The sequence below is a fragment of the Streptomyces sp. NPDC101393 genome, from assembly GCF_044767385.1.
In the GTDB taxonomy this organism is placed as follows: domain Bacteria; phylum Actinomycetota; class Actinomycetes; order Streptomycetales; family Streptomycetaceae; genus Streptomyces.
This window is the reverse complement of record NZ_JBIWNU010000001.1, coordinates 1,283,076-1,303,882: the sequence shown is the minus strand read 5'-3', so window position 1 is coordinate 1,303,882 and position 20,807 is coordinate 1,283,076. Positions and strand designations below refer to the sequence as shown.

Below are 20,807 nucleotides of genomic sequence, written 5' to 3'. Positions count from 1 at the left end.
CGGCCGAGGGGGCGCGTAGACGATGGTGGGCCAGGACAGACGAGGCGGTGGCGCGGGTGCCGTGGCCGTGGCGTGCGGCACGGGTCTGGCGGTCGGGCTGCTGGCGACCGGCTGTTCGCCCCACGGTGCCGCGGCCGACGACCAGGCTCCGGCCGGCCAGGCTCTCCCCGCCGCCGGCGCGGACCTCCGGCGCGGCGCCGACGTGCTGGTCCGGGCCGGCTCCGCCGCGGTCCGTACGGAGATGGAGACCGCCAGCGGCGGCACCCGCGTCACGATCCGCGGCACCGGCAGCTACGACTTCCGCACCGGCCGCGGACAGCTGCGCGTCGTCCTCCCCGATCCGGCGGGCCTGCCGCGCGGCGGCCAGCAGCCGATCACCGAGATCCTCGCGCCGGGCGCCCTCTACATGAAGAACCGCGGGGCGGGGGTGCCGGCCGACAAGTGGGTGCGGGTGGACACCGCTTCGCTGGCGGACGGGAACGTGGTCACCGGCGGTGCGACCGATCCGCTGGCCGCCGCCGAACTGCTGCGCGGGGCACGGGAGGTGACGTACCGGGGGAAGGTGCGGCTGCACGGGGTCAGGGTCCGTCACTACAGCGGGACGACGGATATCGGGGTGGCGGCGGCGGCCGCTTCCGCGCGGACGAAGCCCGCGCTGACCGCCGCGGAGAAAGGGTTCACCACCGATGTCGTGCCGTTCGACGCGTATCTGGACGACGCGGGGCGGCTGCGCAAGGTGCGCGAGCGGTTCCACTTCGCCAACGGGACGCCCAAGGGTGCGTCGGTGACCTCGACGACCGAGCTGCACGGCTTCGGGGGGCACGTCGCGCCGCGGCTGCCGGACGGGCGGGACATCTACGCGGGGAAGATCGCCGCCACGGCGCCGTGAGGGCGGGCGGCCACCGGGGCACGTGTCCGGGGCGTATGCCGGATGGCGGAAATGGTCCATCCGTGCCATGCGCGGAGCGTGCGCCCGTCCCTACTCTGGGCTGTGGCCACCGCCAGGTGCGGGAGGCCCCCGGAGGAGGAGGTGTTGTACGTGGCCGCGCACCGTCATGCGAACGGCCAGGACCACGTCGCCCTCGTCGAGATCGACCTGATCGGTGAGTTGATGATCGCGGCGGCGGCCGCGAGCGAGGACCGGCTCAGTCCGGACCGTATCGACGAGGTGCTGGATGTCGAGGTGGACGCGGAGCGGGAGAGCGGCGGCGGGCGGGGTGTGACGCGGTCGGCTCCGTCGGGGCGCGGCTAGCCGGCGTTCCGGGCGGCGGGCGGGGCGCTCAGGTGCGCAGCATCCGCTCGATGGCCTTGGTGGCTTCCTGGACCTTGGCGTCGATGGCCTCGGGGCCCTTGACGGCGGCGTCGGCGACGCAGTGCCGCAGGTGCTCTTCCAGGAGCTGGAGGCCGAAGGACTGCAGGCCCTTGGTGCTCGCCGAGACCTGGGTGAGTATGTCGATGCAGTAGACGTCTTCCTCCAGCATCCGCTGGAGTCCGCGGATCTGCCCCTCGATGCGGCGCAGTCGCTTGATGTGGGCGTCCTTTTGCTTGGCGTAACCGTGGACACCCCCGGTCGCAGGGGACGGAGCGAGATCGGTCACGGCATTCGGGTCGGCCTGGGGGGCGGTTTCCGGCTGGGAGGTGTGGCAGGCCGCGGCGGCATCGGTGCCGCCGTTGGTGTCGGCGTCCGTGGTCGTCATGGCCGTCTCCCGTGGAATTTAGGCGATCCAGATACCCCTGGTAGGTATATGGTAACGAACTTTGCGGGCACCGGCGGTACCCCGTGCAGAGCATGCTGCCCGATGGGCGACACTGAGGGAATGCCGGTTAGCAGTGGCTGGATGATGCGCCTAGCATCAACTCGACCGAATCCGATGCACCCCGAGGATTTCACGTGCGCTTTCGTCTGACCCCCAGGGAGACGAGCTTCTACGACATGTTCGCCGCCTCCGCGGACAACATCGTCACGGGCTCGAAGCTCCTGATGGAACTGCTCGGGGCGGACGCCTCCGCGCGGGCAGAGATCGCCGAGAGGATGCGGGCGGCGGAGCACGCGGGTGATGACGCGACGCACGCGATCTTCCACCAGCTGAACTCCTCCTTCATCACGCCGTTCGACCGCGAGGACATCTACAACCTCGCCTCATCGCTCGACGACATCATGGACTTCATGGAAGAGGCCGTCGATCTGGTCGTCCTCTACAAGGTCGAGGAGCTGCCGAAGGGCGTCGACCAGCAGATCGAGGTACTGGCGCGGGCGGCCGAGCTGACCGCCGAGGCCATGCCCAATCTCCGCACGATGTCCAACCTCACCGAGTACTGGATCGAGGTAAACCGCCTGGAGAACCAGGCCGACCAGATCCACCGCAAGCTGCTCGCGCACCTCTTCAACGGCAAGTACGACGCCATGGACGTGCTCAAGCTGAAGCAGATCGTGGACATCCTGGAGGAGGCGGCCGACGCGTTCGAGCACGTCGCCAACACCGTCGAGACCATCGCGGTAAAGGAGTCCTGAGCCCCGGCCATGGACACCTTCGCGCTCATCGTGACCATTGCGGTCGCGCTCGGTTTCACGTACACGAACGGCTTCCACGACTCCGCGAACGCCATCGCGACCTCCGTCTCGACGCGGGCGCTGACCCCGCGGGCGGCGCTGGCGATGGCCGCGGTGATGAACCTCGCCGGTGCCTTTCTCGGCAGCGGGGTCGCCAAAACGGTCAGTGAAGGGCTGATCGCCACTCCCCAGGGCAACAAGGGGATGGGCATTCTCTTCGCCGCGCTGCTCGGTGCGGTGGTCTGGAACCTCGTCACCTGGTACTTCGGCCTGCCGTCGTCGTCCTCGCACGCCCTGTTCGGCGGCATGGTCGGCGCGGCGCTCGCAGGGGGCACCGAGGTGATCTGGACCGGGGTGATCGAGAAGGTCGTCCTGCCGATGTTCATCTCGCCGATCATCGGCCTGGTGCTCGGCTATCTGGTGATGGTCGTCATCCTCTGGATGTTCCGGAAGTCCAACCCGCACAAGGCCAAGCGCGGCTTCCGCATAGCGCAGACCGTCTCGGCCGCCGGTATGGCGCTCGGACACGGTCTGCAGGACGCGCAGAAGACCATGGGTGTCGTGGTGATGGCCCTGGTCATCGCCGATGTCGAGGGGCCGAACGACGCCATCCCGATCTGGGTCAAGCTGGCCTGTGCGCTCACCCTCTCGCTCGGTACGTACGCGGGCGGCTGGCGCATCATGCGGACGCTCGGCCGGCGGATCATCGAGCTGGACCCGCCGCAGGGCTTCGCCGCGGAGACCACGGCCGCCTCGGTGATGTACACCGCTTCGTTCATGTTCCACGCGCCGATCTCCACGACGCATGTCATCACCTCCGCGATCATGGGCGTCGGCTCGACCAAGGGCCCGCGCGCGGTGCGCTGGGGCGTCGCCAAGAACATCGTGATGGGCTGGTTCATCACGATGCCGGCGGCGGCGCTGGTCGCCGCGCTCGGCTACTGGGTGATCGACCTGGCGTTCTCCTAGCGGGGAGCGCCGGTCGCCGGCAGAGAAATGGGCCCGCCCCTCCGGTAGGAGGGGCGGGCCCTTCGCCGTGCGGTGGCACCGCCATGCAGCACCGCAGGACGTGCGGGGCGGCTCAGCCGAAGCGGCCGGAGATGTAGTCCTCGGTGGCCTGGACCGACGGGTTGGAGAAGATCCGCTCGGTATCGTCGATCTCGATCAGCTTGCCGGGCTTGCCGACGGCGGCGAGGTTGAAGAAGGCCGTACGGTCCGAGACGCGCGCCGCCTGCTGCATGTTGTGCGTCACGATGACGATCGTGAAGCGCTCCTTCAGCTCGCCGACCAGGTCCTCGATGGCGAGCGTGGAGATCGGGTCGAGCGCCGAGCACGGCTCGTCCATCAGCAGGACCTGCGGCTCGACGGCGATGGCGCGGGCGATGCACAGCCGCTGCTGCTGGCCGCCGGAGAGGCCCGAGCCGGGCTTGTTGAGCCGGTCCTTGACCTCGTTCCAGAGGTTGGCGCCCTTGAGGGACTTCTCGACGACGTCCTTGAGCTCGCTCTTCTTGTACGAGCCGTTCAGACGCAGTCCCGCCGCGACATTGTCGAAGATCGACATCGTGGGGAACGGGTTCGGGCGCTGGAAGACCATGCCGACGGTGCGGCGGACGGCCACCGGGTCGACCCCGGAGCCGTAGAGGTTCTCGGAGTCGAGCATCACCTTGCCCTCGACGCGGCCACCGGGGGTGACCTCGTGCATGCGGTTCAGGGTGCGCAGGAAGGTCGACTTGCCGCAGCCGGACGGGCCGATGAAGGCGGTCACGGAGCGCGGTTCGACGCTCATCGAGATGTCGTCGATGGCCTTGTGGCCGCCGTAGTAGGCGGAGAGGCCGCTGATGTCGATTCGCTTTGCCATGGGGATCACTACTTCTTTCCGTAGGCCCCGGCAGGGCGGAGCCGCATTATCGGGTGCCTCGAACGGCCGGGCGCTGCCGGCAGGTCGGACGTCGTTTCGCTTCTGCTCCGGCGGGTCACCTGCGGCCCCCGCGCGGGGCTTTCCAGCGGGCGATGCCGCGGGCCACCAGGTTCAGGGCCATGACGAAGATGATGAGGACCAGGGCCGCGGCCCATGCCCGGTCGTACGAGGCCTCGGAACCCTGCTGCCACTGCTGGAACACGTACAGCGGAAGCGACTGCTGGGCCCCTTCGAAGGGGTTGTTGTTGATCGTCTTCGCACCCCACACCAGGAGCAGCACGGGGGCGGTCTCGCCGGTGATGCGGGCGATGGAGAGCATCACGCCGGTGGTGATACCGCCGATCGAGGTCGGCAGGACGACCTTGAGGATGGTGCGCCACTTCGGGACGCCGAGGGCCAGGGACGCCTCGCGCAGCTCGTTGGGGACGAGCTTGAGCATCTCCTCGGTGGAGCGGACCACGACCGGCATCATCAGGATCGCCAGGGCCATGGAGCCGGCGAAGCCCGACGGGCCGAACCCGAGGATCAGGATCCAGAGGGAGAGGACGAACAGGCCCGCGACGATCGAGGGGATGCCGGTCATCACGTCGACGAAGAAGGTGACGACCTTGGAGAGCTTGCCCTTGCCGTATTCGACGAGGTAGATCGCGGTGAGCAGGCCGAGCGGGGCGGCGATCAGCGTCGCCAGGCCGACCTGTTCCAGGGTGCCGATGATCGCGTGGTAGATACCGCCGCCGGCCATCGCGTCCGGGAGGGTGCCCATCGAGTGGGACAGGAAGTAGCCGTCCAGGACCTTGCTGCCGCGGGCGGCGGTCTCCCACAGCAGGGAGACCAGCGGGACGACGGCGAGCAGGAAGGCGATCCAGACCAGGCTGGTGGCCAGCCGGTCCTTCGCCTGCCGGGCGCCCTCGACGCCTGCGGCCAGCGCGTACGTGCCGACGATGAAGAGCAGGGCGGCGATCAGGCCCCACTGGATGGTGCTCTGCAGGCCGCCGACGACACCGGTCCCGATGCCCAGCCCGGCCGCGACGAGCGCGAGCACCGGCGGGGTCCAGCGCGGCAGCCGGGGCTGCTTGAGGGAGACGGGGGCGGGCGCGCCGCCGGGTTCGGCCACCGGCCGCCGTTCGGTGATCACGTCACTCATGCCGTTGCCCCGCTCCGCGCGGCAGCGCATTCGCGAAGCACGCACCTCTTGATGATTCGTTCGCTGCGCTCAGTCATGCTGCGGCTCCCGAGTACTCCTTGCGGCGGGCGATGATCAGCCGGGCCGCGCCGTTGACGAGCAGCGTGATCACGAAGAGGACGAGGCCGGAGGCGATCAGGGCGTCCTGGCCGAAGTCGTCGGCCTCGCTGAACTTGCTGGCGATGTTCTGGGCGAAGGTGCCGCCGCCCGGGTCCAGCAGGCTGGTGGTGATCAGGAAGCTGGGCGAGAGGACCGTGGCGACGGCCATCGTCTCGCCGAGCGCGCGGCCCAGGCCCAGCATGGAGGCGCTGATGACGCCGGAGCGGCCGAAGGGGAGCACGGACATCCGGATGACTTCCCAACGGGTGGCGCCGAGCGCGAGGGCGGCCTCCTCGTGCATCTTCGGGGCCTGCAGGAAGACCTCGCGGCTGACGCTGGTCACGATCGGCAGGATCATGATCGCGAGCAGGATGCCGACGGTGAACAGCGACCGGGCGGCCCCGTCGCCGTACGCGAAGATGCCGGTCCAGCCGAGGTAGTCGTCCAGCCAGCTGTAGAGGCCGGTCAGGTGCGGGACGAGGAAGAGCGCGCCCCACAGGCCGTAGATGATGCTGGGCACCGCGGCGAGCAGGTCGATGACGTAGCCGAGCGGCGAGGAGAGCCTGCGCGGTGCGTAGTGCGAGATGAACAGCGCGATGCCGACCGCGATCGGGACGGCGATGACCATCGCGATGACGGAGCTGACGACCGTGCCGAAGGCCAGCACCGCGATGCCGAACTTGGGCTCCGCACCGGTGGCGTTCCAGTCGAGGGTGGTGAAGAAGTTGGCCGTGTCGCCGGAGATGGCGAGGACGGAGCGGTAGGTGAGGAAGGCCGCGATGGCGGCCATGATCACCAGGAGGGCGATACCGGATCCGCGGGAGAGCCCGAGGAATATCCGGTCGCCGGGGCGGACCGCCTTACCGGAGACGGCGGAGTGCTCGTCGGTCCGTGGCGGCGCTGTGGGTGAAGGGTTCGAGTTCATGGTTTCTCCGGTCTGCGGAGCCGGCGGGGGCTCCTGGCGGCGATGCACCGGACGGGCGGCGGCCTGGGGCCTTACGGGGCAGCGGCCCAGGAGCGGGCCGTTGCCGTAGGGCGGGTCCCGGGCCGCCGCCCGGTGTGTCAGGAGAGCGTGGAGACGGTCTTGCGGACCTTGTCGGCGATCTCGGTGGGCAGCGGGGCGTAGCCCAGCTCCTTGAGGGCGGCCTGGCCGTCCTTCGAGGCGATGTAGGTCAGGAAGGACTTGGTGGCGGGCAGCGTCTCGGCCTTGTTGCCCTTGTCGCAGGCGATCTCGTACGTCACCAGGGTGATCGGGTACGCGCCTTCGGCCTTGCTGGTGTAGTTCAGCTTCAGGGCGAGGTCATCGCCCTTGCCGACCTGCTCGGCCTCGCCGATCGCCTGGGAGGCGTTGCCGACGGTGGCCTCGACCGGGGCCTTGGCGCCGGTGTCCAGCTTGGCCGTCGGGATCTTGCCGGCCGTCGCGTACGACAGCTCGAAGTACGAGATCGCGCCACTGGTCTGCTTGACCTGCGAGGAGACACCGGACGAGCCGGAGGCCGCCTGGCCGCCCTTGCCGTCCCAGGTCTTCGCGGGCTCGTGCTTCCAGGCGGCCGGGGCGGCGCCCTTGAGGTACTTGGTGAAGTTGTCGGTGGTGCCCGAGTCGTCGGAGCGGTGGAACGCCTGGATCTTGAGGTCCGGGAGCTTGGCGCCCGGGTTCAGCTTCTTGATCGCGGGGTCGTTCCAGTTGGTGATCTTCGCGTCGAAGATCTGGGCGAGCGTCGAGGCGTCCAGTACGAGGTTGTCGACGCCGGGGACGTTGTAGCCGACCGCGATCGGGCCGCCGACCATCGGCAGGTTGACCGCCTTGCCGGACTTGCAGACCTGCTGCGACTTCGTGACCTCGTCGGGCTTGAGCGCCGAGTCGGAGCCCGCGAAGGCGGTCTGGCCCTGCAGGAACGTGGTGACGCCGGCGCCGGAGCCGGTGGGCTGGTAGTTGATCTCGGTGCCCTTGCAGGCGGCGGCGTAGTTCTGCACCCAGACGTCCATGGCGTTCTTCTGCGCGGACGAGCCGGAGGCGAGGAGCTTGCCCTTGCCGGCGCACTTGACGTTGGCGGGCTTCGCGGCCGCGCCGCCGCCCCCCGAGGCGCTGGTGTCGTCGGAGCCGCACGCGGACAGGGCCAGGGCACCGGTGACGGCGAGAGCGCCAACGGCGAGGGCGCGAACCCGGTTCTTGCGCTGAAGCTTCACTGTCGAGAGTTCCTTCCTGGGGCGCGCCGCTTCTTCGGCGTGCGGGGTGGGGACGGGGCGGTGAACTGCGGTGTGGGTGTCCCGCAGGAGCGGTGTGATGCGGCCGGGCCGCGCTTGCCATGAGGGCGTCACGCGCACTCGGTAAGGCTGAAATTAGGCAGATCAGGTGAAGCGGCCGATGGAGGGGAGTGAACGCAGGGTGAACCTCGGCCGTCAGGTGAGTGCGACGGCGTGCGGGGGTCACGGCGGCGGGAAAATGCGGGAATCCTGGCCGTGGCGGGCGGTGAACGGGGCGTCGCTCTGTTGAATTACCGGCCGGTATGGCAGCATCCGCGCCTAGGCGCAGACGCGAATCGGTGCGGATCGACCGGAGGTGGCTGGTGGGGAGCCAGGGGGCACAGCGGAACGTTCGGGTCGTACGAGGCATGCGGGGTGTGCGGGGCGTGCAGGGCATACGGGGTACGCGAGTCGGGCGGGGCGGGAGCGTGGTGGCGTGCACGGCGGTGGTCCTGTGCGCGATGGGACTGCTCGGCGGCACGGCGACGGCCGCGTACGCGGACCCCGGGCCGGGCCCGAGCCCGTCGCGCGGCGCCGACCGGGGCGCGGGGGACGGAGAGGGCGGGGCGAAGGGCGCGGGCAAGGGCGCCGACGACGCCGAGCTCAGCCCCGGGCTCAAGCGCCTTGAGGACGTACGCAAGAAGATCGACGCGCTGTACCGCAAGGCGGAGAAGGCCACCGACGCCTTCAACGGCGCCAAGGAGCAGGTCGAGCGCCAGCAGAAGGAGATCGTCAAGCTGGCCCGGAACATCGATGCGACCCAGCGGAAGCTGACCGCGCTCAAGAAGCAGGCGGGCGCGCTGGCCAGTGCCCAGTACCGCGGCGGCGGCGTCCCCTCCGAAGCGAAGCTGATGCTCAACGCCGACCCCGAGGGCTTTCTCGACAATGCCACCCTGGCCCGTAAGGGGCAGCAGGCAGCAAAGACCGTGATGCACCAACTTGCCCGCACCAAGGGCGACTTGGAGGACTACTCGGAGTCCGCCACGGACCGCTGGGAGCAGTTGGACGCGAACCGCAAGAAGAAGGAAAGCGCGCAGCGGGACATCAAGAAGAAGATTGACTCGGCGAAGAAGCTGGAATCGCGGCTGGCCGCCAAGGAAAAGGACCGGCTGAAGGAGCTGGAGGACGCGCAGGCGTTCAAGGAACAGCAGAAGTGGCTGGATTCCGGCGTCCTGAAAGACATCAACAACAAAGCGTCCCGCACCGGCAAGAAGGCCATTTCGTACGCGACTTCACAGATCGGCAAGGACTATGTGTGGGGCGCGGAAGGGCCGGACACCTTCGACTGCTCCGGGCTGACCCTGCGCGCGTGGCAGGCCGGCGGCACGACGATTCCGCGGACCTCGCAGGAGCAGTGGCGGCAGCTGGACCGGGTCGCCCTGAAGGACATGCGGCCGGGCGACCTGATCATCTACTTCTCGGATGCCAGCCACGTCGGGATGTACATCGGTGACGGTGCCATCGTGCACGCACCGCGGCCCGGCCGGCAGATCACGATCACCGGTGCCGGGTCGATGCCGATCCTGGGCGTCGTCCGGCCCGACAAATAGCCGCCGAGGACCTTATTGCGTCCTGATGGGCGGTATTCCCGCGCGGCGCCCACGGGTCCTTATGCAAAGGGCCTGCCGATGCCTTGTGCCGCCGCGCTTCTCCGGCGTTCCGTCATCGTCTCGCCCCATGACCGGATTGATCGCATTCATACGGTTGCCGAGAGGTAGCTGACCGCGGTCGGGCGGGGTGATGTTCGTCATTCCGCATTCCTCCCTCCCCAGGTCAAATCGCTTATGTGGGGCGGCATATGACGATGGCCGATTGCCATCGGCCATTCCGTACCGCCCGGTCCTGCCGCTATGGTCGCCTTTCAGTGCCCGGTAGCGCCTCGCCCCTTTGACCGACGGACGGCGTGGAGCCGGGCACGGTGGTGCGCCGGTCGGCGCCCGCCGCACCCTCGGGGGGAGGGAAGGAAGCAGAGGAATGCCCGTACCCGTACCGCACCAGCGGACGGCCGTGCTGCCGCACCAGGCCGGACCGGTGGACGACGCCTGCGCGGATGCCGCGCGCGCGGCCGGTCTTCCGGCGGAGGGCGCCACGGCGGTTCCGTGCATGAGCGCCCGGCAGACGGCCGCACGGGGCACGAGCACCCGGGAGGCCGGAGGCTGGGGTGCCGCCTCCGCGCACCCCGTCGAGACCCCGTCCCCCGCCCCGCCGCAGGGTCCGGACCAGCAGCTTTCGGCCGACCCGGCAGCGATCCGGACGGCGGAAGCCGCCCCGGCGACGGGCCGGGACGCCTCCCTCGACGCTCCCCTGAACGCGCCCCAGGACTCCGCGCCCCAGGGACTGACCCTGCTGCTCATCGGGGAGGACCCCAACAGTCAGGTCCCCGACATGTGGGACTGGGCCGGCCGCAAGGTGCGCCTGCGCACCGCCCGGAACCTCACCGAGGCCGGGCGGCTGCTCACCGACGACGTGCACTGCATCCTGCTCGACCTGGCGCCGCAGGAGCGGCCGGAGCGAGCGGAGCGGCCGGAACACGCCACGGGCGCCACCGAGGGCGGCCCCGGCGACGAGCTGGGCGCACTGCGTGACGTGCTGCGGATGGCACCGGCGCACGCCGTGCTGGTGCTGACGTCCGAGACGGACGCCGAGCGGGCCGCCGATGCCGTACGCGTCGGCGCCCAGGACTATCTCTTCCGCGACGAGCTGGACGGCGCGGTGCTCAGCCGCGCGGTCCGCTACGCCGTCGAACGCAAGCGTGCCGACCTCGCGCAGCGCCAGCTCAGCGAATCCCGGATGCTCGCGCAGGAGAACGCCCGGCTGGAGCGCGGCCTGCTGCCCACGCCGCTGCTCGACGGCTCCGACCTGCGCTTCGCCGCCTGCTACCGCCCCGGCCGCAGCCGCGCACTGCTCGGCGGCGACTTCTACGACACCGTCCGCACCCCGGACGGCACCGTCCACGCGATGATCGGCGACGTCTGCGGCCACGGCCCCGACGAGGCCGCGCTCGGCGTGGAACTGCGCATCGCCTGGCGCGCGCTGACCTTCGCCGGACTGTGCGGCGACGAGCTGCTCTCCACCCTCCAGAAGGTGCTGGAGCACGAGCGCGCGGACGACGAGATCTTCGCGACGCTGTGCACCGTCGACATCTCCCCGGACGGCCGGCGCGCCGGTCTCTGCCTGGCCGGACACCCCGCGCCGCTGCTGGCCCGCGCGGGGCGGCCGCCGCAGCTGCTGCCGTACGAGTCCGGCGGCCCGGCGCTGGGGCTGCTCTCCTCCGCCCGCTGGCCGCGCCGGCAGGTCGAACTGGGTGGCTCCTGGAGCCTGATGATGTACACCGACGGCCTGATCGAGGGCCGGATCGGTGTAGGTAACCAGCGCCTCGGCCAGGAAGGCATGACCGACCTGGTGAGCCGCCAGATGGCGGCCGGGCTCAGCGGCGAGGAACTGCTGGACGCTTCGGTCAGGGAGGTTCGCGACCTCAACGGCGGCGAGCTGACGGACGACGTGGCCGTCCTGCTGCTCGACCGGCGGGCGCGCGAGTTCTAGGTCCCGCTCCGCGTGCGGCCTCCGGGGCCGCCGGCGTGATGAAGCGGTGTGCGGACCGGCTCAGCGGCCGCCGTTGTAGGGACCGTACGGCCCGTCCGAGCTGGAACCGCCGCTGCGGCGCGGGCCGCGGCCCCCACCGGAGACCTGCTTGATCGCCGGGCGGACATCGACGGTGTAGACGATCACGGCGATGACACCGATGATCGGCAGGAACGACATCAGGGGCAGCAGGAACAGCAGCGCCGTGGCGATGACCAGGAAGATCAGCCACATGCCCTTGGTCTGCTTGCTCGCCGCGCGATAGGCGTCCTCACGGCGCACGGCCGCGTCGATCAGCATCACGGCGGCGTACACGCCCAGGGCGAGCTGCACCCAGCTCAGAACGTTCTGGAACCCGTAAATCAGCACGCTGCCCACACCGTCCGTTCGCCCTCTTGGTTGTCCCGGTCACAGAAGCCTGCCGGCGGGACCTGTGCCGCCCCACCGTACCCGCACAACGGACCGGGCACAGGAAGCGTGCCCGGTCCGCTCAGCCGTCACCGTGTGACGGCAGGTGTCACTTCCCCGTCGGCGGGGTGGGCTTCTTCGCCGGCGCGGTCGGCTTGCGCGGCGGGGTGGGCTTCTTCACGGACGCGCTGGCCGGCTTGGCCTGCGTCGTGGGGGTGGCCTTGGCCTCCGCCTTGGTCCCGTTCGCGACCGGGGCCTTGGTCGCGGTCCCGTGGGAGGACCCGTTGGCGCTGCCGCCCGCCGCCGGGCTCTTCCGCGCGCCCTTGTCGGCGCCCTTCGACACCGGCTCCGGCTCGATCGCCACCGCGAGCTCCTCGACCTGGTCGGCGGCGTCGCCACGCCAGGTCTGCACGGCGCCCCGGCCGCGCTCGGCCAGCTCGTCGTACGTCTCACGCGCCTTGACGGCGTACTCGGCGGCGCGGCCCACGCCCTGCAGCGCCAGGTCCTGCGCCTGCTCGCGGAGCTTCTTCAGGTCGCCGTCCAGCGAGCCCAGCAGCTCGTTCAGCTTGTCCTGGGCGTCCTTCGCCTGCTTGGTGACCCGCTCCTGCACGTCCTTCGGGTCGGTCGCGCGCACCGTCTCGAAGCGCTTGGGCGCCTCGATCCGGATCTTCTCGACCAGCGCGGGAACCTCGCCGATCTTCTCGGCGGCCAGGTCGGCGGTGCCGGCCAGGGCGTACAGCGGGGTCGCGTCGGTCAGGGTCTTGCGGAGGTCATCGGTGATGGCCATGACGTGGTTCCTCCTGGAATCGAAATCTGTCGCTCAGGTGGCGTGCGGGCCGCCGTCGGCCTCTGTCTCGTGGGAGTCCGTACCGCGGCCGTCCTCGGACCCGCTCGCTGCGCTGCCCAGGCCGCCGGTCCCGAGCCCGTTCTCCTTGCGGAAGGACTCGTAGATCTGCAGCAGGACCTGCTTCTGCTTCTCGTTCAGCGAGGGGTCGGTGAGTATCGCGGTCTGCACCTCGACCCCGTCCAGACCGCGCCGCTCGTCGAGGATTCCCGCCTGGACGTACAGCGTCTCGGCGGAGATCCGCAGCGCTTTGGCCAGCTGCTGCAGGATGTCCGCACTCGGCTTGCGCAAGCCGCGCTCGATCTGGCTGAGGTACGGGTTGGACACCCCGGCGGCATCCGCGAGCTGCCGCAGGCTCAGCTGCGCCGTGCGCCGCTGCTCCCGCAGGAACTCGCCGAGATTGCCGACGTTGAGTGATGCCATGCCTCGATAGTGCCTCGCAGTGCTAACTATTGCAAGCAAGCGCTAGCAGGAGTGTCGGAGGTGGCGGGGCGACCCGGCCACGCCGGCCGCCGACGGCGCTGCGCCGCTGTGCCGCTGCCGACCAGGTACCCGCCCCAAGCGATCTGATCCCCTGCGCGCTCCGCTCCGCTCCGCTGCGCTCGCCGTCCCGGACGCCCCGGGCGTCGCGCGCAAGGGCAAAGACGGTGCCCGCCGCTCGCGCGGACGGCAGACTGACCCCATGCCGGAATCCCACCCCAAGACCGACCTCCACTCTTACCTCCAGGCCGCCCGCGACGCCCTGCTGTGGAAGCTCGAAGGCCTCTCGGAGTACGACATCCGCCGCCCGCTGACGCCGACCGGCACCAACCTCCTGGGCCTGGTCAAACACGCGGCGGGCGTGGAGCTGGGCTACCTCGGCGACACCTTCGGACGGCCGTCCGGCGAGCCGCTGCCGTGGCTGGAGGACGGCGCCGAGCCCAACGCCGATATGTGGGCCACCGCCGACGAGTCCCGCGAGGACATCGAGGAGCTCTACCGCCGGGCGTGGGCACACGCGGACGCGACCCTCGACGCGCTGGCGCTGGACACGGTGGGCAGGGTGCCGTGGTGGCCGGGCAGCCGGAACGAGGTGACGCTGCACCATGCCGTGGTGCGGGTGATCGCCGACACCCACCGGCACGCCGGCCACGCCGACGTCCTCCGGGAACTGTTGGACGGCGCCGTGGGGATGCGAAGGGACAACTCCGCCATGGCGCCGGGCGATTCGGCATGGTGGGCCCACCACCGAAGCCGTCTGGAGCGCGCGGCCAAGGAAGCCGACCGGGACGCGTAACTCACGGGCCGGCTCGGGCAGGACCGGTTCGGGTCGGGCCGGGCGGAATGCGGAAGCGCTGGAGCGATCAGGATTGATGGCGATCTCCCTTACGACGTCCCGGTTGTTGCTGCGCCCCATCGAGGCCGCCGACTTTCCGGCCGTCTCGCGGCTGTGGACCGACCCGGAGGTGCGCCGGTATCTGGGCGGGCCGGTCGCCGAAGCCGAAGTCCGGGCGCGGGAGAGGGGCTGTGTGGCGGCGCCCGGCGCGTTCAGCGTGGTCCGGTCGGCGGACGCGGTGGTCGTCGGGATGGTCGTGGTGGCGCCGGACGCGTGGGAAGGCCGCGCCGAGGTCTCGTATCAACTGCTTCCGGAGCACGGTGGCCGCGGCTATGCCCGCGAGGCGGTGGCCGCGGCCGCCGAGTGGGCCCGGACCGAGGTCGCTTCGGCCGCCGTCGGCCTGGTCGCCGTGACACAGGAGGCCAACCGCCCCTCCCGGCGGCTGCTCGAAGCGCTCGGCGCCACCCTGGCCGAACGCTTCGTCAAATGGGGCGAGCCGCAGCTGCTCTACGTCTTCGGCCCCGGCCGCCCGCCCGCTGCCCGGTAGGGCGGGCGGTGCGGGTGGCCGGGGCCCGTCGCGACTCCGAATCGCCCTCTCCGTAGGAGAGTTGACGATCCGGCGCCGTGCCCGAGCAGCTGGGGGTGGTGCCGTGCCCCGCCCGTCGTCATCCGGTGCGGGTGCCGATGATGACCGTTGCGTACAGCTCGTCGCAGGTGGCGACCCGGGGGAGCAGTCCGCTGCGGGCGAAGGTTTCCACGGCCTGCGGCGCCTGGCGCTCGCTCGTTTCGACCAGGAGATGGCCGCCGGGGGCCAGCCATCCGGGTGCCTCGGCCGTCACGCGCCGCAGGACGTCGAGGCCGTCGGCGCCCCCGTCGAGCGCGACCAGGGGCTCGTGGTCACGGGCTTCGGGGGGCAGCAGTCCGACCTCTTCGGTGGGGACGTAGGGAACGTTGGCGACCAGGACATCGATCCGGCCGCGGAGGCCGGCGGGCAGCGGCGCGAAGAGGTCGCCTTCGTACACCGCGCCGGCGGCGCCGACATTGCGCCGGGCGCAGCGCACCGCGGCGGGTTCGATGTCGGCGGCGTGCAGCTCGACCGCGGCCAGTGCCGCGGTCAGTGCCACCCCGACGGCCCCCGACCCGCAGCAGAGATCGACGGCGACGGTCCCCCGTCCGTCGCCGGTCCGCCTCGCGAGGCGGATGGCCTCGCCGACGAGGAATTCGGTGCGGCGGCGGGGCACGAAGACACCGGGGTCCACGGCCACCCGTCGGCCGGAGAACTCGGCCCAGCCCAGGACGTGTTCGAGGGGCAGTCCGACGACCCGGCGCGCCACCATGGCGGCGAGCGCGTCCGGTGTGGGTGCGGTGGCGATGAGCAGCTCCGCCTCGTCCTCGGCGAAGACGCACCCCGCGCGCCGGAGCCTGGTGATCACGTCGGATCGGGAGGGAACGGGGGAGGGCGGGACGGGCGGTGACGGGTGGTTCGACATGGGTGAGCCTTTCGGGGCGCCGATGGGCGCTTCCCGGTCACCTGTGTCGGGCGGTCACCTGAGCTGGCGGACCGCACGGCGGTGAGACGGGAGCACCTGCCTGGTCTGGCGGGTAATCGGTCTCACCTCCTCGGTCGGTCCCTCGCTGGGGAGGCAACAGTACCCGAAGCCGTACGCGTGGATCGGTGGGTGCGGGGCAGCGAGAGCACGGGCCGGCCGTGTCGCGTTCTTGTGGCCGTTACCTCGTCCGCTCCCTGTCCCCTCCCTGTCCGTTCCCTCGTCCGCGCCAGGTTTGCCGGGCGAGTGTCATGGGCCGTCGGTGGAGATGCCGAGAGGTTCATGACGGCCGTTAGGGGGCGTCGTCGGTTGCCCTGGGCGGCAGCCGCGATGGTTTCGCATTGACTTGGAGTGTGCTCGAACTCCTACTGTCCGGTGTGAGGTTCCGCGGTGTCCGCGGAGCCGGTCGAGGCTGGCACCAGGAGGTAGCAGGATGACGGGCATTTCGAAGCGTCGGCTCGGTGCGCTGGAGGTTTCCGCGCAAGGGCTCGGCTGCATGGGGATGAGCCACGGTTACGGCGACGCGGACGACGGGCAGTCGATCGCGACCATCCGCCGGGCTCTCGACCTCGGGGTCAGCCTGCTGGACACCTCCGACTTCTACGGGGCGGGCCACAACGAGGAGTTGATCGGACGGGCTGTCGCCGGACGCCGGGACGAGGTGGTCATCGCGACCAAGTTCGGGTTCGCCAACCAGCTCGGCGCGCCGACCGCGATCCGGGGCGACGCCGCATACGTACGGCAGGCCTGTGACGCCTCGCTGCGCCGCCTCGGGGTGGACCACATCGACCTCTACTACCAGCACCGTGTCGATCGCGACGTACCGATCGAGGAGACGGTCGGCGCGATGGCCGATCTGGTCACGGCCGGCAAGGTGCGCCACCTCGGACTGTCCGAGGCGGGCGCGGCGACCCTGCGGCGGGCGCATGCGGTGCATCCGATCGCCGCGTTGCAGAGCGAGTGGTCGCTGTGGACCCGCGATCTGGAGCACGAGATCGCGCCGGTGTGCCGTGAACTGGGAATCGGCCTGGTGCCCTTCTCCCCGCTGGGGCGCGGCTTCCTGACCGGGCGCTACACCTCGGTGAAGGGGTTGCCGGAGTCCGACCTGCGCCGGACCCAGCCGCGTTTCGCCGACGGCAACCTGGAACGGAACCTGGCCATCGTGGAGAAGCTGAACGAGCTGGCCGACGGGAAGGGCGTCACCGCGGGCCAGTTGGCCCTGGCCTGGGTGCAGTACCGCGGCGACGATGTGGTGCCGATCCCGGGGACCCGTCGCGAGAAGTACCTGGAGGAGAACCTCGGCGCGCTGGCGGTGGAGCTGTCCGCCGGCGACCTCGCGGCGATCGACGCGGCGGCGCCGGCCGGTGAGGTCGCCGGGACACGGTACGACGAGAAGAGCCTGACGTTCGTGGAGGGGTGAGCGTCCTGGTGCGCCCAAGGAGCCTTGGGTTCAGTACTTGCTGATGCAGGAGAGCTTGTAGCCCTTATTGCTGCGGGTCGCGATCTTGCCCTCAACGTTCTTGATTTTCCGGGCGTTGATGACCCATTTTACCGAGCGCATTTCCGTCGGTGTCAGGCGCGTCGTGATAAGCACTCCTTGAGAGCTGCCGAACCTGTGCATACGCACCGTCGAACCAGGCTTCAGCGACTTGAACTTGTGCTCCATGTAGCCGATCCCGGTGTCCTCGATCATGACCGTCTTCCCCGCGGGGCAACGCTTGATGCCGGACTTCTTGGCATTGACCTTCCCCTGTCCGGGGCCGACGGGCCAGCCGTTCTTGCTGCAGTAGGCGTACGCCTTGGTCATCCTCTTCGGCTTCTTGCCCACTCCGTAGATGGAAGTCACCTTCCACTTGGCCTTCTTGTGCCAAGTGGGTATGGTCCGCATCGAGAGGCCGGAGATGTCGTGCGGCCATTTCCTGGAGACCAATTTTCCGCCGGTGGGCCTCCACGACACCCGAGTCTTGCCGATTGCCTTGACCCCGAGCCAGACGGTCTCGCCCTTTCCGCACTTCTTCACACCCGCACGTGAGTGGATTCCCTTCTCCTTCCCGGCGAGAGCTGACGCTTCGCCGACCGAGGTGTCCGGGGCCTGCGCGGTGCGGGAGTTGACGAGGTGTGTGGGGGCGGCCTGGGCAGGCGAGTTGAACACGATGGGCGTAAGGGCCGCGGCGCCGGCGACCAGCGCGCCTATGGGTGCACTCACACGACGGGTGACTCGCATCTAGGTCTCCTGATTCACGGCTCGATCTTCGGTGATTACCGGGCACGATAGATGCGGGTGGTCACTCGCCGATATTGTCCAATTGGGCAATCGCCTGGGCTGGAAGGCCGCTTCAGGGGGGATTTCCGGGCTGCGGCTTCATCCGAGGCCTGTCCCGTAACCGATCTCGGAGTCGGGCGGGCAAGGTCGGCTGCTGCTCCGCCTGTTCGTTTCTTCGGCTGACCGCCGACCGAGCCCGTACCCCTCAGAGACGACCGGCCGTTACGGGACAGTTCTTGGGGCGGTCACAAGCCCTGGGCCGCCATCCATTCCGGGTCGGGGGCGATGTTCTGGAGGACCTCGATCAGGGCGCCTTCGGGGCTCCAGACGTTGAAGCGGCGCTGGCCCCAGGGTTCGTCGCGCAGGGGCGCGGCGAGGGGGATGCCGTGTTCGCGCAGGGTGGCCTCCTCGGCGCGGGCGTCCTCGACGAGGAAGCCGAGGAGGGTGCCGGCGGCCTCCTGGAAGCGGAAGTCCGGAGGCATCGATTCGTGGCCGCGCTCGACGAAGTCGAGGGTGAAGTCGGGGTGTTGGGGGTGCTGGAGGGAGACGTACCAGCCCAGGTCCGCGAGGGCGGTGAAGCCGAAGTGGTCGACGTAGAAGCGGGTGCTGGCGGCGACGTCGTGGCTGAGCAGGGCGGTGCCGAATTTGCTGAAGCGCATGGGGGTCCCTTTCCGGTCCGCGGCGGGCGCCGCACAACCACTCCAAGTGGAGTGCTTCAGTTGTAGTACTCTGGGTGTAGTGGTTGCAAGTGTTTTTGCGGATCGGTTCGGCGAGGGGCGGGTTCGGCGCTCCGCCGGGGACGGACGAGGAGTGGGTCGGCATGGTGCGTAACCCGGAGCGGCGCACGGCGCTGGTGGACGCCGCGATCGAGGTGCTGGCGCGGGACGGTGCGCGCGGGCTGACCTTCCGCGCCGTGGACGCGGCGGCCGGGGTGCCCGGTGGCACCGCGTCCAACTACTTCGCCAACAGGGACGATCTGCTGGCGCAGGTCACCGGCCGGATCCACCTGAGCATCGCGCCCGACCCGGACGAGGTCGACGTGGTGATGGCGGCGCCGCGGACCCGGGAGCTGGTGGGCGAGCTGATGCGGTGGATCAATCGCCGGGTGGCGGAGAACCGCACCGGCTATCTGGCGATGATGGAGCTGCGCCTGGAGGCGACCCGGCGCCCCGAGCTGCAGGCGGAGCTGACCCGGGTCATGCGGGAGACGTTCGAGGGCAACCTGCGTTTCCATGAGGGGAACGGGCTGCCCGGCGACCGCGACGCCGTGACGTTGATGTATCTCGCGATGACGGGGCTGATGGTGGAGCAGCTGACGTTGCCGGGCGTGGTGCCGGAGGAGGGGACCGACGCGCTGATCTCCGTACTCGTGGAGCGGGCGATCGGCCAGGAGGGGTAAGAGGCGGCCCGCCCCCTGCCCCTCCCGGCCCCGCCGGCTCGCTACGCGCCGTACGGGCGGACGGTCCGGGCCTCCCGCAGGGCCACGGCCCACCAGGTCAGCTGGTGGAGCATGGCGTCGGCGGCCTGTGCCGCGGGGGCCGGGTCGTGGAGTTGGCCCTGGTCGTCGAAGAGGTTTCCGGCCATCGCGAAGCTCACCGTCTCGCGCACGGTCGTGGCGTGCAATTCGGCGAAGACCAGCCGCAGTTGCTCGATGGCGCGCAGCCCGCCCGAGATGCCGCCGTACGAGACGAAGCCGACCGGCTTGGCCTGCCACTGGGGGTGCAGCAGGTCGATGGCGTGCTTGAGCGGGGCGGGGAAGGAGTGGTTGTACTCGGGGGTGATCACGACGAACGCGTCCGCCTCGTCGATGCGCTTGGCGAAGGACTCGTATTCCTCGCTGCCGTAACGGAGTTCGTACGGGCGGACGGTGTCCAGGTCGATCACGTCGACGTCGATGTGCGGGTGGCTCTCCGTGTGCCGGGTGAACCAGTTCGCGATGACCGGGGCGAAGCGGCCGTCCCGGGTGCTGCCGACGATCACTGCGAGGGTGTAGCGGTGCTCGGACATGCGAGGCCCTTCGTGGCGAGGTGCGTGGGTGGGTGAGCGGCGGTTTCGCCGTCAGCACCAGACGCTAGGACCTCAATTAAGGTTGAGGTCAAGGGCCGTGATGTAGTCCTTCCCGTCCCGCCCGGGGCTCCCGGACCGGGCCGGGGCGCCGCCTGCGTGCGCCGTCGCGCACCGCGTCCGGCTCGCCGCGCCCCCGGGCCCCGCCTCGCTCACGCCCCCTCGGTCACTCCACCCCGAACAGCGTCAGCAGCTCCGTCTTCTCGAACATGCGGGCCGTGTCGATCGCGGACGGCGTGCCGGCCGCCGGGTCCGCGCCGTGCGCGACGAGGGCCTTGATGACCTCGTCCTCGCCCTTGAAGACCGCGCCGGCCAGCGGTGACTGGCCCCGGTCGTTGGTGCGGTCGGCGTCCGCGCCGCGCTGGAGCAGCGCCTCCACCGTGGCCGCGTGGCCGTGGTAGGCGGCCAGCATGACGAGGGAGTCGCCCTTGTCGTTCGTCAGGTTGGCGGGGACGCCCGCGTCCACATACGCGGCGACGGTGTCGGTGTCGCCGTGCCGCGCCAGGTCGAACACCTTGGCCGCGAGCTGCAGCACCTCGGGGTCATGGGCGTGCTCGATCGCCTCGGGCCCCTGCGGCTCGGTATTCGCGTCGCTCATGGTCGCCGGCCTCCTGCTGTGGTGGGTGGATTGCGCTGCACCGCGGGGCGCCGTGCCCGGTGCACGGCGTCCGCAACGCATCGCCCTGCATTGTGTCCTCGCCACTTTATGCAGGCCAGGGCCGCCGGGGCAGCGCCCGCTGCGGGAATATTCGGCCGCCCCGGCCGCCGGCCCCGGCGGTGGCGGCCGCC

23 protein-coding genes are annotated in these 20,807 nt (G+C 70.2%); 10 read left to right on the top strand and 13 right to left on the bottom strand.

All coding sequences use genetic code 11. The annotated features are described in order from the left end of the window. Positions 1 to 22: 22 nt before the first annotated feature. Together ACIRQ7_RS05595 and ACIRQ7_RS05590 are read left to right on the top strand one after the other, a co-directional pair. The gene (locus ACIRQ7_RS05595) at positions 23 to 889 is read left to right on the top strand and encodes a hypothetical protein (RefSeq protein ID WP_403675431.1); all 867 of its coding nucleotides are present in this window, start codon (positions 23 to 25) and stop codon (positions 887 to 889) included. Between the two features lie 141 nt (positions 890 to 1,030). Beyond that, entirely contained in the window at positions 1,031 to 1,252 is a 222-nt protein-coding gene (locus ACIRQ7_RS05590) for a hypothetical protein (RefSeq protein WP_403675428.1), read from the top strand. Positions 1,253 to 1,280: 28 nt separating this feature from the next. Here ACIRQ7_RS05590 and ACIRQ7_RS05585 read toward each other — a convergent pair whose 3' ends face one another. Continuing rightward, on the bottom strand, positions 1,281 to 1,697 hold the full coding sequence (locus tag ACIRQ7_RS05585) for a metal-sensitive transcriptional regulator (protein ID WP_404260012.1): 417 nt from the start codon (positions 1,695 to 1,697) through the stop codon (positions 1,281 to 1,283). 194 nt (positions 1,698 to 1,891) lie between these two features. Between ACIRQ7_RS05585 and ACIRQ7_RS05580 the strand changes: the two genes are divergently transcribed. Together ACIRQ7_RS05580 and ACIRQ7_RS05575 are read left to right on the top strand one after the other, a co-directional pair. Then, positions 1,892 to 2,512, top strand: coding sequence for a DUF47 domain-containing protein (locus ACIRQ7_RS05580; protein WP_401461456.1), 621 nt, complete (start codon positions 1,892 to 1,894; stop codon positions 2,510 to 2,512). A 9-nt stretch (positions 2,513 to 2,521) separates the two neighbouring features. Beyond that, positions 2,522 to 3,520 carry an anion permease gene (locus tag ACIRQ7_RS05575; RefSeq protein ID WP_401461457.1) on the top strand — a complete coding sequence of 333 codons (999 nt, stop codon included), beginning with the start codon at positions 2,522 to 2,524 and terminating at the stop codon, positions 3,518 to 3,520. Positions 3,521 to 3,632: 112 nt separating this feature from the next. Here the strand turns inward: ACIRQ7_RS05575 and pstB are convergent, their stop codons facing one another. The 4 genes from pstB to pstS all read right to left on the bottom strand — a co-directional run bounded on the left by pstB (position 3,633) and on the right by pstS (position 7,938). Beyond that, positions 3,633 to 4,409: a phosphate ABC transporter ATP-binding protein PstB gene (gene pstB / locus ACIRQ7_RS05570; RefSeq protein WP_401461459.1), complete on the bottom strand. Its 777-nt coding sequence runs from the start codon at positions 4,407 to 4,409 to the stop codon at positions 3,633 to 3,635. Positions 4,410 to 4,524: 115 nt separating this feature from the next. Then, a complete protein-coding gene (pstA, locus tag ACIRQ7_RS05565) occupies positions 4,525 to 5,613 on the bottom strand; it encodes a phosphate ABC transporter permease PstA (RefSeq protein ID WP_404260009.1) in 1,089 nt (362 codons plus the stop codon). A gap of 73 nt (positions 5,614 to 5,686) precedes the next feature. After that, on the bottom strand, positions 5,687 to 6,676 hold the full coding sequence (gene pstC / locus ACIRQ7_RS05560) for a phosphate ABC transporter permease subunit PstC (protein ID WP_404260008.1): 990 nt from the start codon (positions 6,674 to 6,676) through the stop codon (positions 5,687 to 5,689). A gap of 137 nt (positions 6,677 to 6,813) precedes the next feature. Further along, the gene (gene pstS, locus ACIRQ7_RS05555) at positions 6,814 to 7,938 is read right to left on the bottom strand and encodes a phosphate ABC transporter substrate-binding protein PstS (RefSeq protein WP_401461464.1); all 1,125 of its coding nucleotides are present in this window, start codon (positions 7,936 to 7,938) and stop codon (positions 6,814 to 6,816) included. A gap of 488 nt (positions 7,939 to 8,426) precedes the next feature. On the opposite strand from pstS, the gene ACIRQ7_RS05550 reads away from it, so the two are divergent. Then, positions 8,427 to 9,545 (top strand): NlpC/P60 family protein, encoded by a 1,119-nt coding sequence (locus ACIRQ7_RS05550; protein ID WP_404260140.1) that lies wholly within the window; start codon positions 8,427 to 8,429, stop codon positions 9,543 to 9,545. A gap of 424 nt (positions 9,546 to 9,969) precedes the next feature. Beyond that, complete coding sequence (locus ACIRQ7_RS05545; RefSeq protein WP_404260006.1) at positions 9,970 to 11,538, top strand: SpoIIE family protein phosphatase; 1,569 nt, start codon at positions 9,970 to 9,972, stop codon at positions 11,536 to 11,538. 60 nt (positions 11,539 to 11,598) lie between these two features. Here the strand turns inward: ACIRQ7_RS05545 and ACIRQ7_RS05540 are convergent, their stop codons facing one another. The 3 genes from ACIRQ7_RS05540 to ACIRQ7_RS05530 form a co-directional block, all read right to left on the bottom strand. After that, positions 11,599 to 11,946, bottom strand: coding sequence for a DUF2516 family protein (locus ACIRQ7_RS05540; protein WP_403675415.1), 348 nt, complete (start codon positions 11,944 to 11,946; stop codon positions 11,599 to 11,601). Between the two features lie 148 nt (positions 11,947 to 12,094). Continuing rightward, positions 12,095 to 12,772, bottom strand: coding sequence for a hypothetical protein (locus ACIRQ7_RS05535; protein ID WP_404260004.1), 678 nt, complete (start codon positions 12,770 to 12,772; stop codon positions 12,095 to 12,097). Between the two features lie 33 nt (positions 12,773 to 12,805). Continuing rightward, positions 12,806 to 13,252 (bottom strand): helix-turn-helix domain-containing protein, encoded by a 447-nt coding sequence (locus ACIRQ7_RS05530; protein ID WP_404260002.1) that lies wholly within the window; start codon positions 13,250 to 13,252, stop codon positions 12,806 to 12,808. A 259-nt stretch (positions 13,253 to 13,511) separates the two neighbouring features. Here ACIRQ7_RS05530 and ACIRQ7_RS05525 point away from each other — a divergent pair, with 259 nt between their 5' ends. Together ACIRQ7_RS05525 and ACIRQ7_RS05520 are read left to right on the top strand one after the other, a co-directional pair. Then, on the top strand, positions 13,512 to 14,105 hold the full coding sequence (locus ACIRQ7_RS05525; RefSeq protein WP_404260000.1) for a DinB family protein: 594 nt from the start codon (positions 13,512 to 13,514) through the stop codon (positions 14,103 to 14,105). 76 nt (positions 14,106 to 14,181) lie between these two features. Next, a complete protein-coding gene (locus ACIRQ7_RS05520) occupies positions 14,182 to 14,691 on the top strand; it encodes a GNAT family N-acetyltransferase (protein ID WP_404259998.1) in 510 nt (169 codons plus the stop codon). A gap of 118 nt (positions 14,692 to 14,809) precedes the next feature. Here ACIRQ7_RS05520 and ACIRQ7_RS05515 read toward each other — a convergent pair whose 3' ends face one another. Then, positions 14,810 to 15,634: a putative protein N(5)-glutamine methyltransferase gene (locus ACIRQ7_RS05515; RefSeq protein WP_404259996.1), complete on the bottom strand. Its 825-nt coding sequence runs from the start codon at positions 15,632 to 15,634 to the stop codon at positions 14,810 to 14,812. A 490-nt stretch (positions 15,635 to 16,124) separates the two neighbouring features. On the opposite strand from ACIRQ7_RS05515, the gene ACIRQ7_RS05510 reads away from it, so the two are divergent. Continuing rightward, the gene (locus ACIRQ7_RS05510) at positions 16,125 to 17,111 is read left to right on the top strand and encodes an aldo/keto reductase (RefSeq protein WP_401461481.1); all 987 of its coding nucleotides are present in this window, start codon (positions 16,125 to 16,127) and stop codon (positions 17,109 to 17,111) included. Positions 17,112 to 17,141: 30 nt separating this feature from the next. On the opposite strand, the gene ACIRQ7_RS05505 is transcribed toward ACIRQ7_RS05510, so the two are convergent. Continuing rightward, positions 17,142 to 17,915: a hypothetical protein gene (locus tag ACIRQ7_RS05505; protein ID WP_404259994.1), complete on the bottom strand. Its 774-nt coding sequence runs from the start codon at positions 17,913 to 17,915 to the stop codon at positions 17,142 to 17,144. 284 nt (positions 17,916 to 18,199) lie between these two features. Beyond that, positions 18,200 to 18,613, bottom strand: a complete 414-nt coding sequence (locus tag ACIRQ7_RS05500; RefSeq protein WP_404259993.1) for a VOC family protein — start codon at positions 18,611 to 18,613, stop codon at positions 18,200 to 18,202. A gap of 161 nt (positions 18,614 to 18,774) precedes the next feature. Between ACIRQ7_RS05500 and ACIRQ7_RS05495 the strand changes: the two genes are divergently transcribed. Then, positions 18,775 to 19,353, top strand: a complete 579-nt coding sequence (locus ACIRQ7_RS05495; RefSeq protein ID WP_404259992.1) for a TetR/AcrR family transcriptional regulator — start codon at positions 18,775 to 18,777, stop codon at positions 19,351 to 19,353. A 41-nt stretch (positions 19,354 to 19,394) separates the two neighbouring features. Here ACIRQ7_RS05495 and ACIRQ7_RS05490 read toward each other — a convergent pair whose 3' ends face one another. Further along, a complete protein-coding gene (locus ACIRQ7_RS05490) occupies positions 19,395 to 19,961 on the bottom strand; it encodes an NADPH-dependent FMN reductase (protein ID WP_401461488.1) in 567 nt (188 codons plus the stop codon). 223 nt (positions 19,962 to 20,184) lie between these two features. Continuing rightward, a complete protein-coding gene (locus ACIRQ7_RS05485; RefSeq protein ID WP_401461490.1) occupies positions 20,185 to 20,616 on the bottom strand; it encodes an ankyrin repeat domain-containing protein in 432 nt (143 codons plus the stop codon). Positions 20,617 to 20,807: the final 191 nt, after the last annotated feature.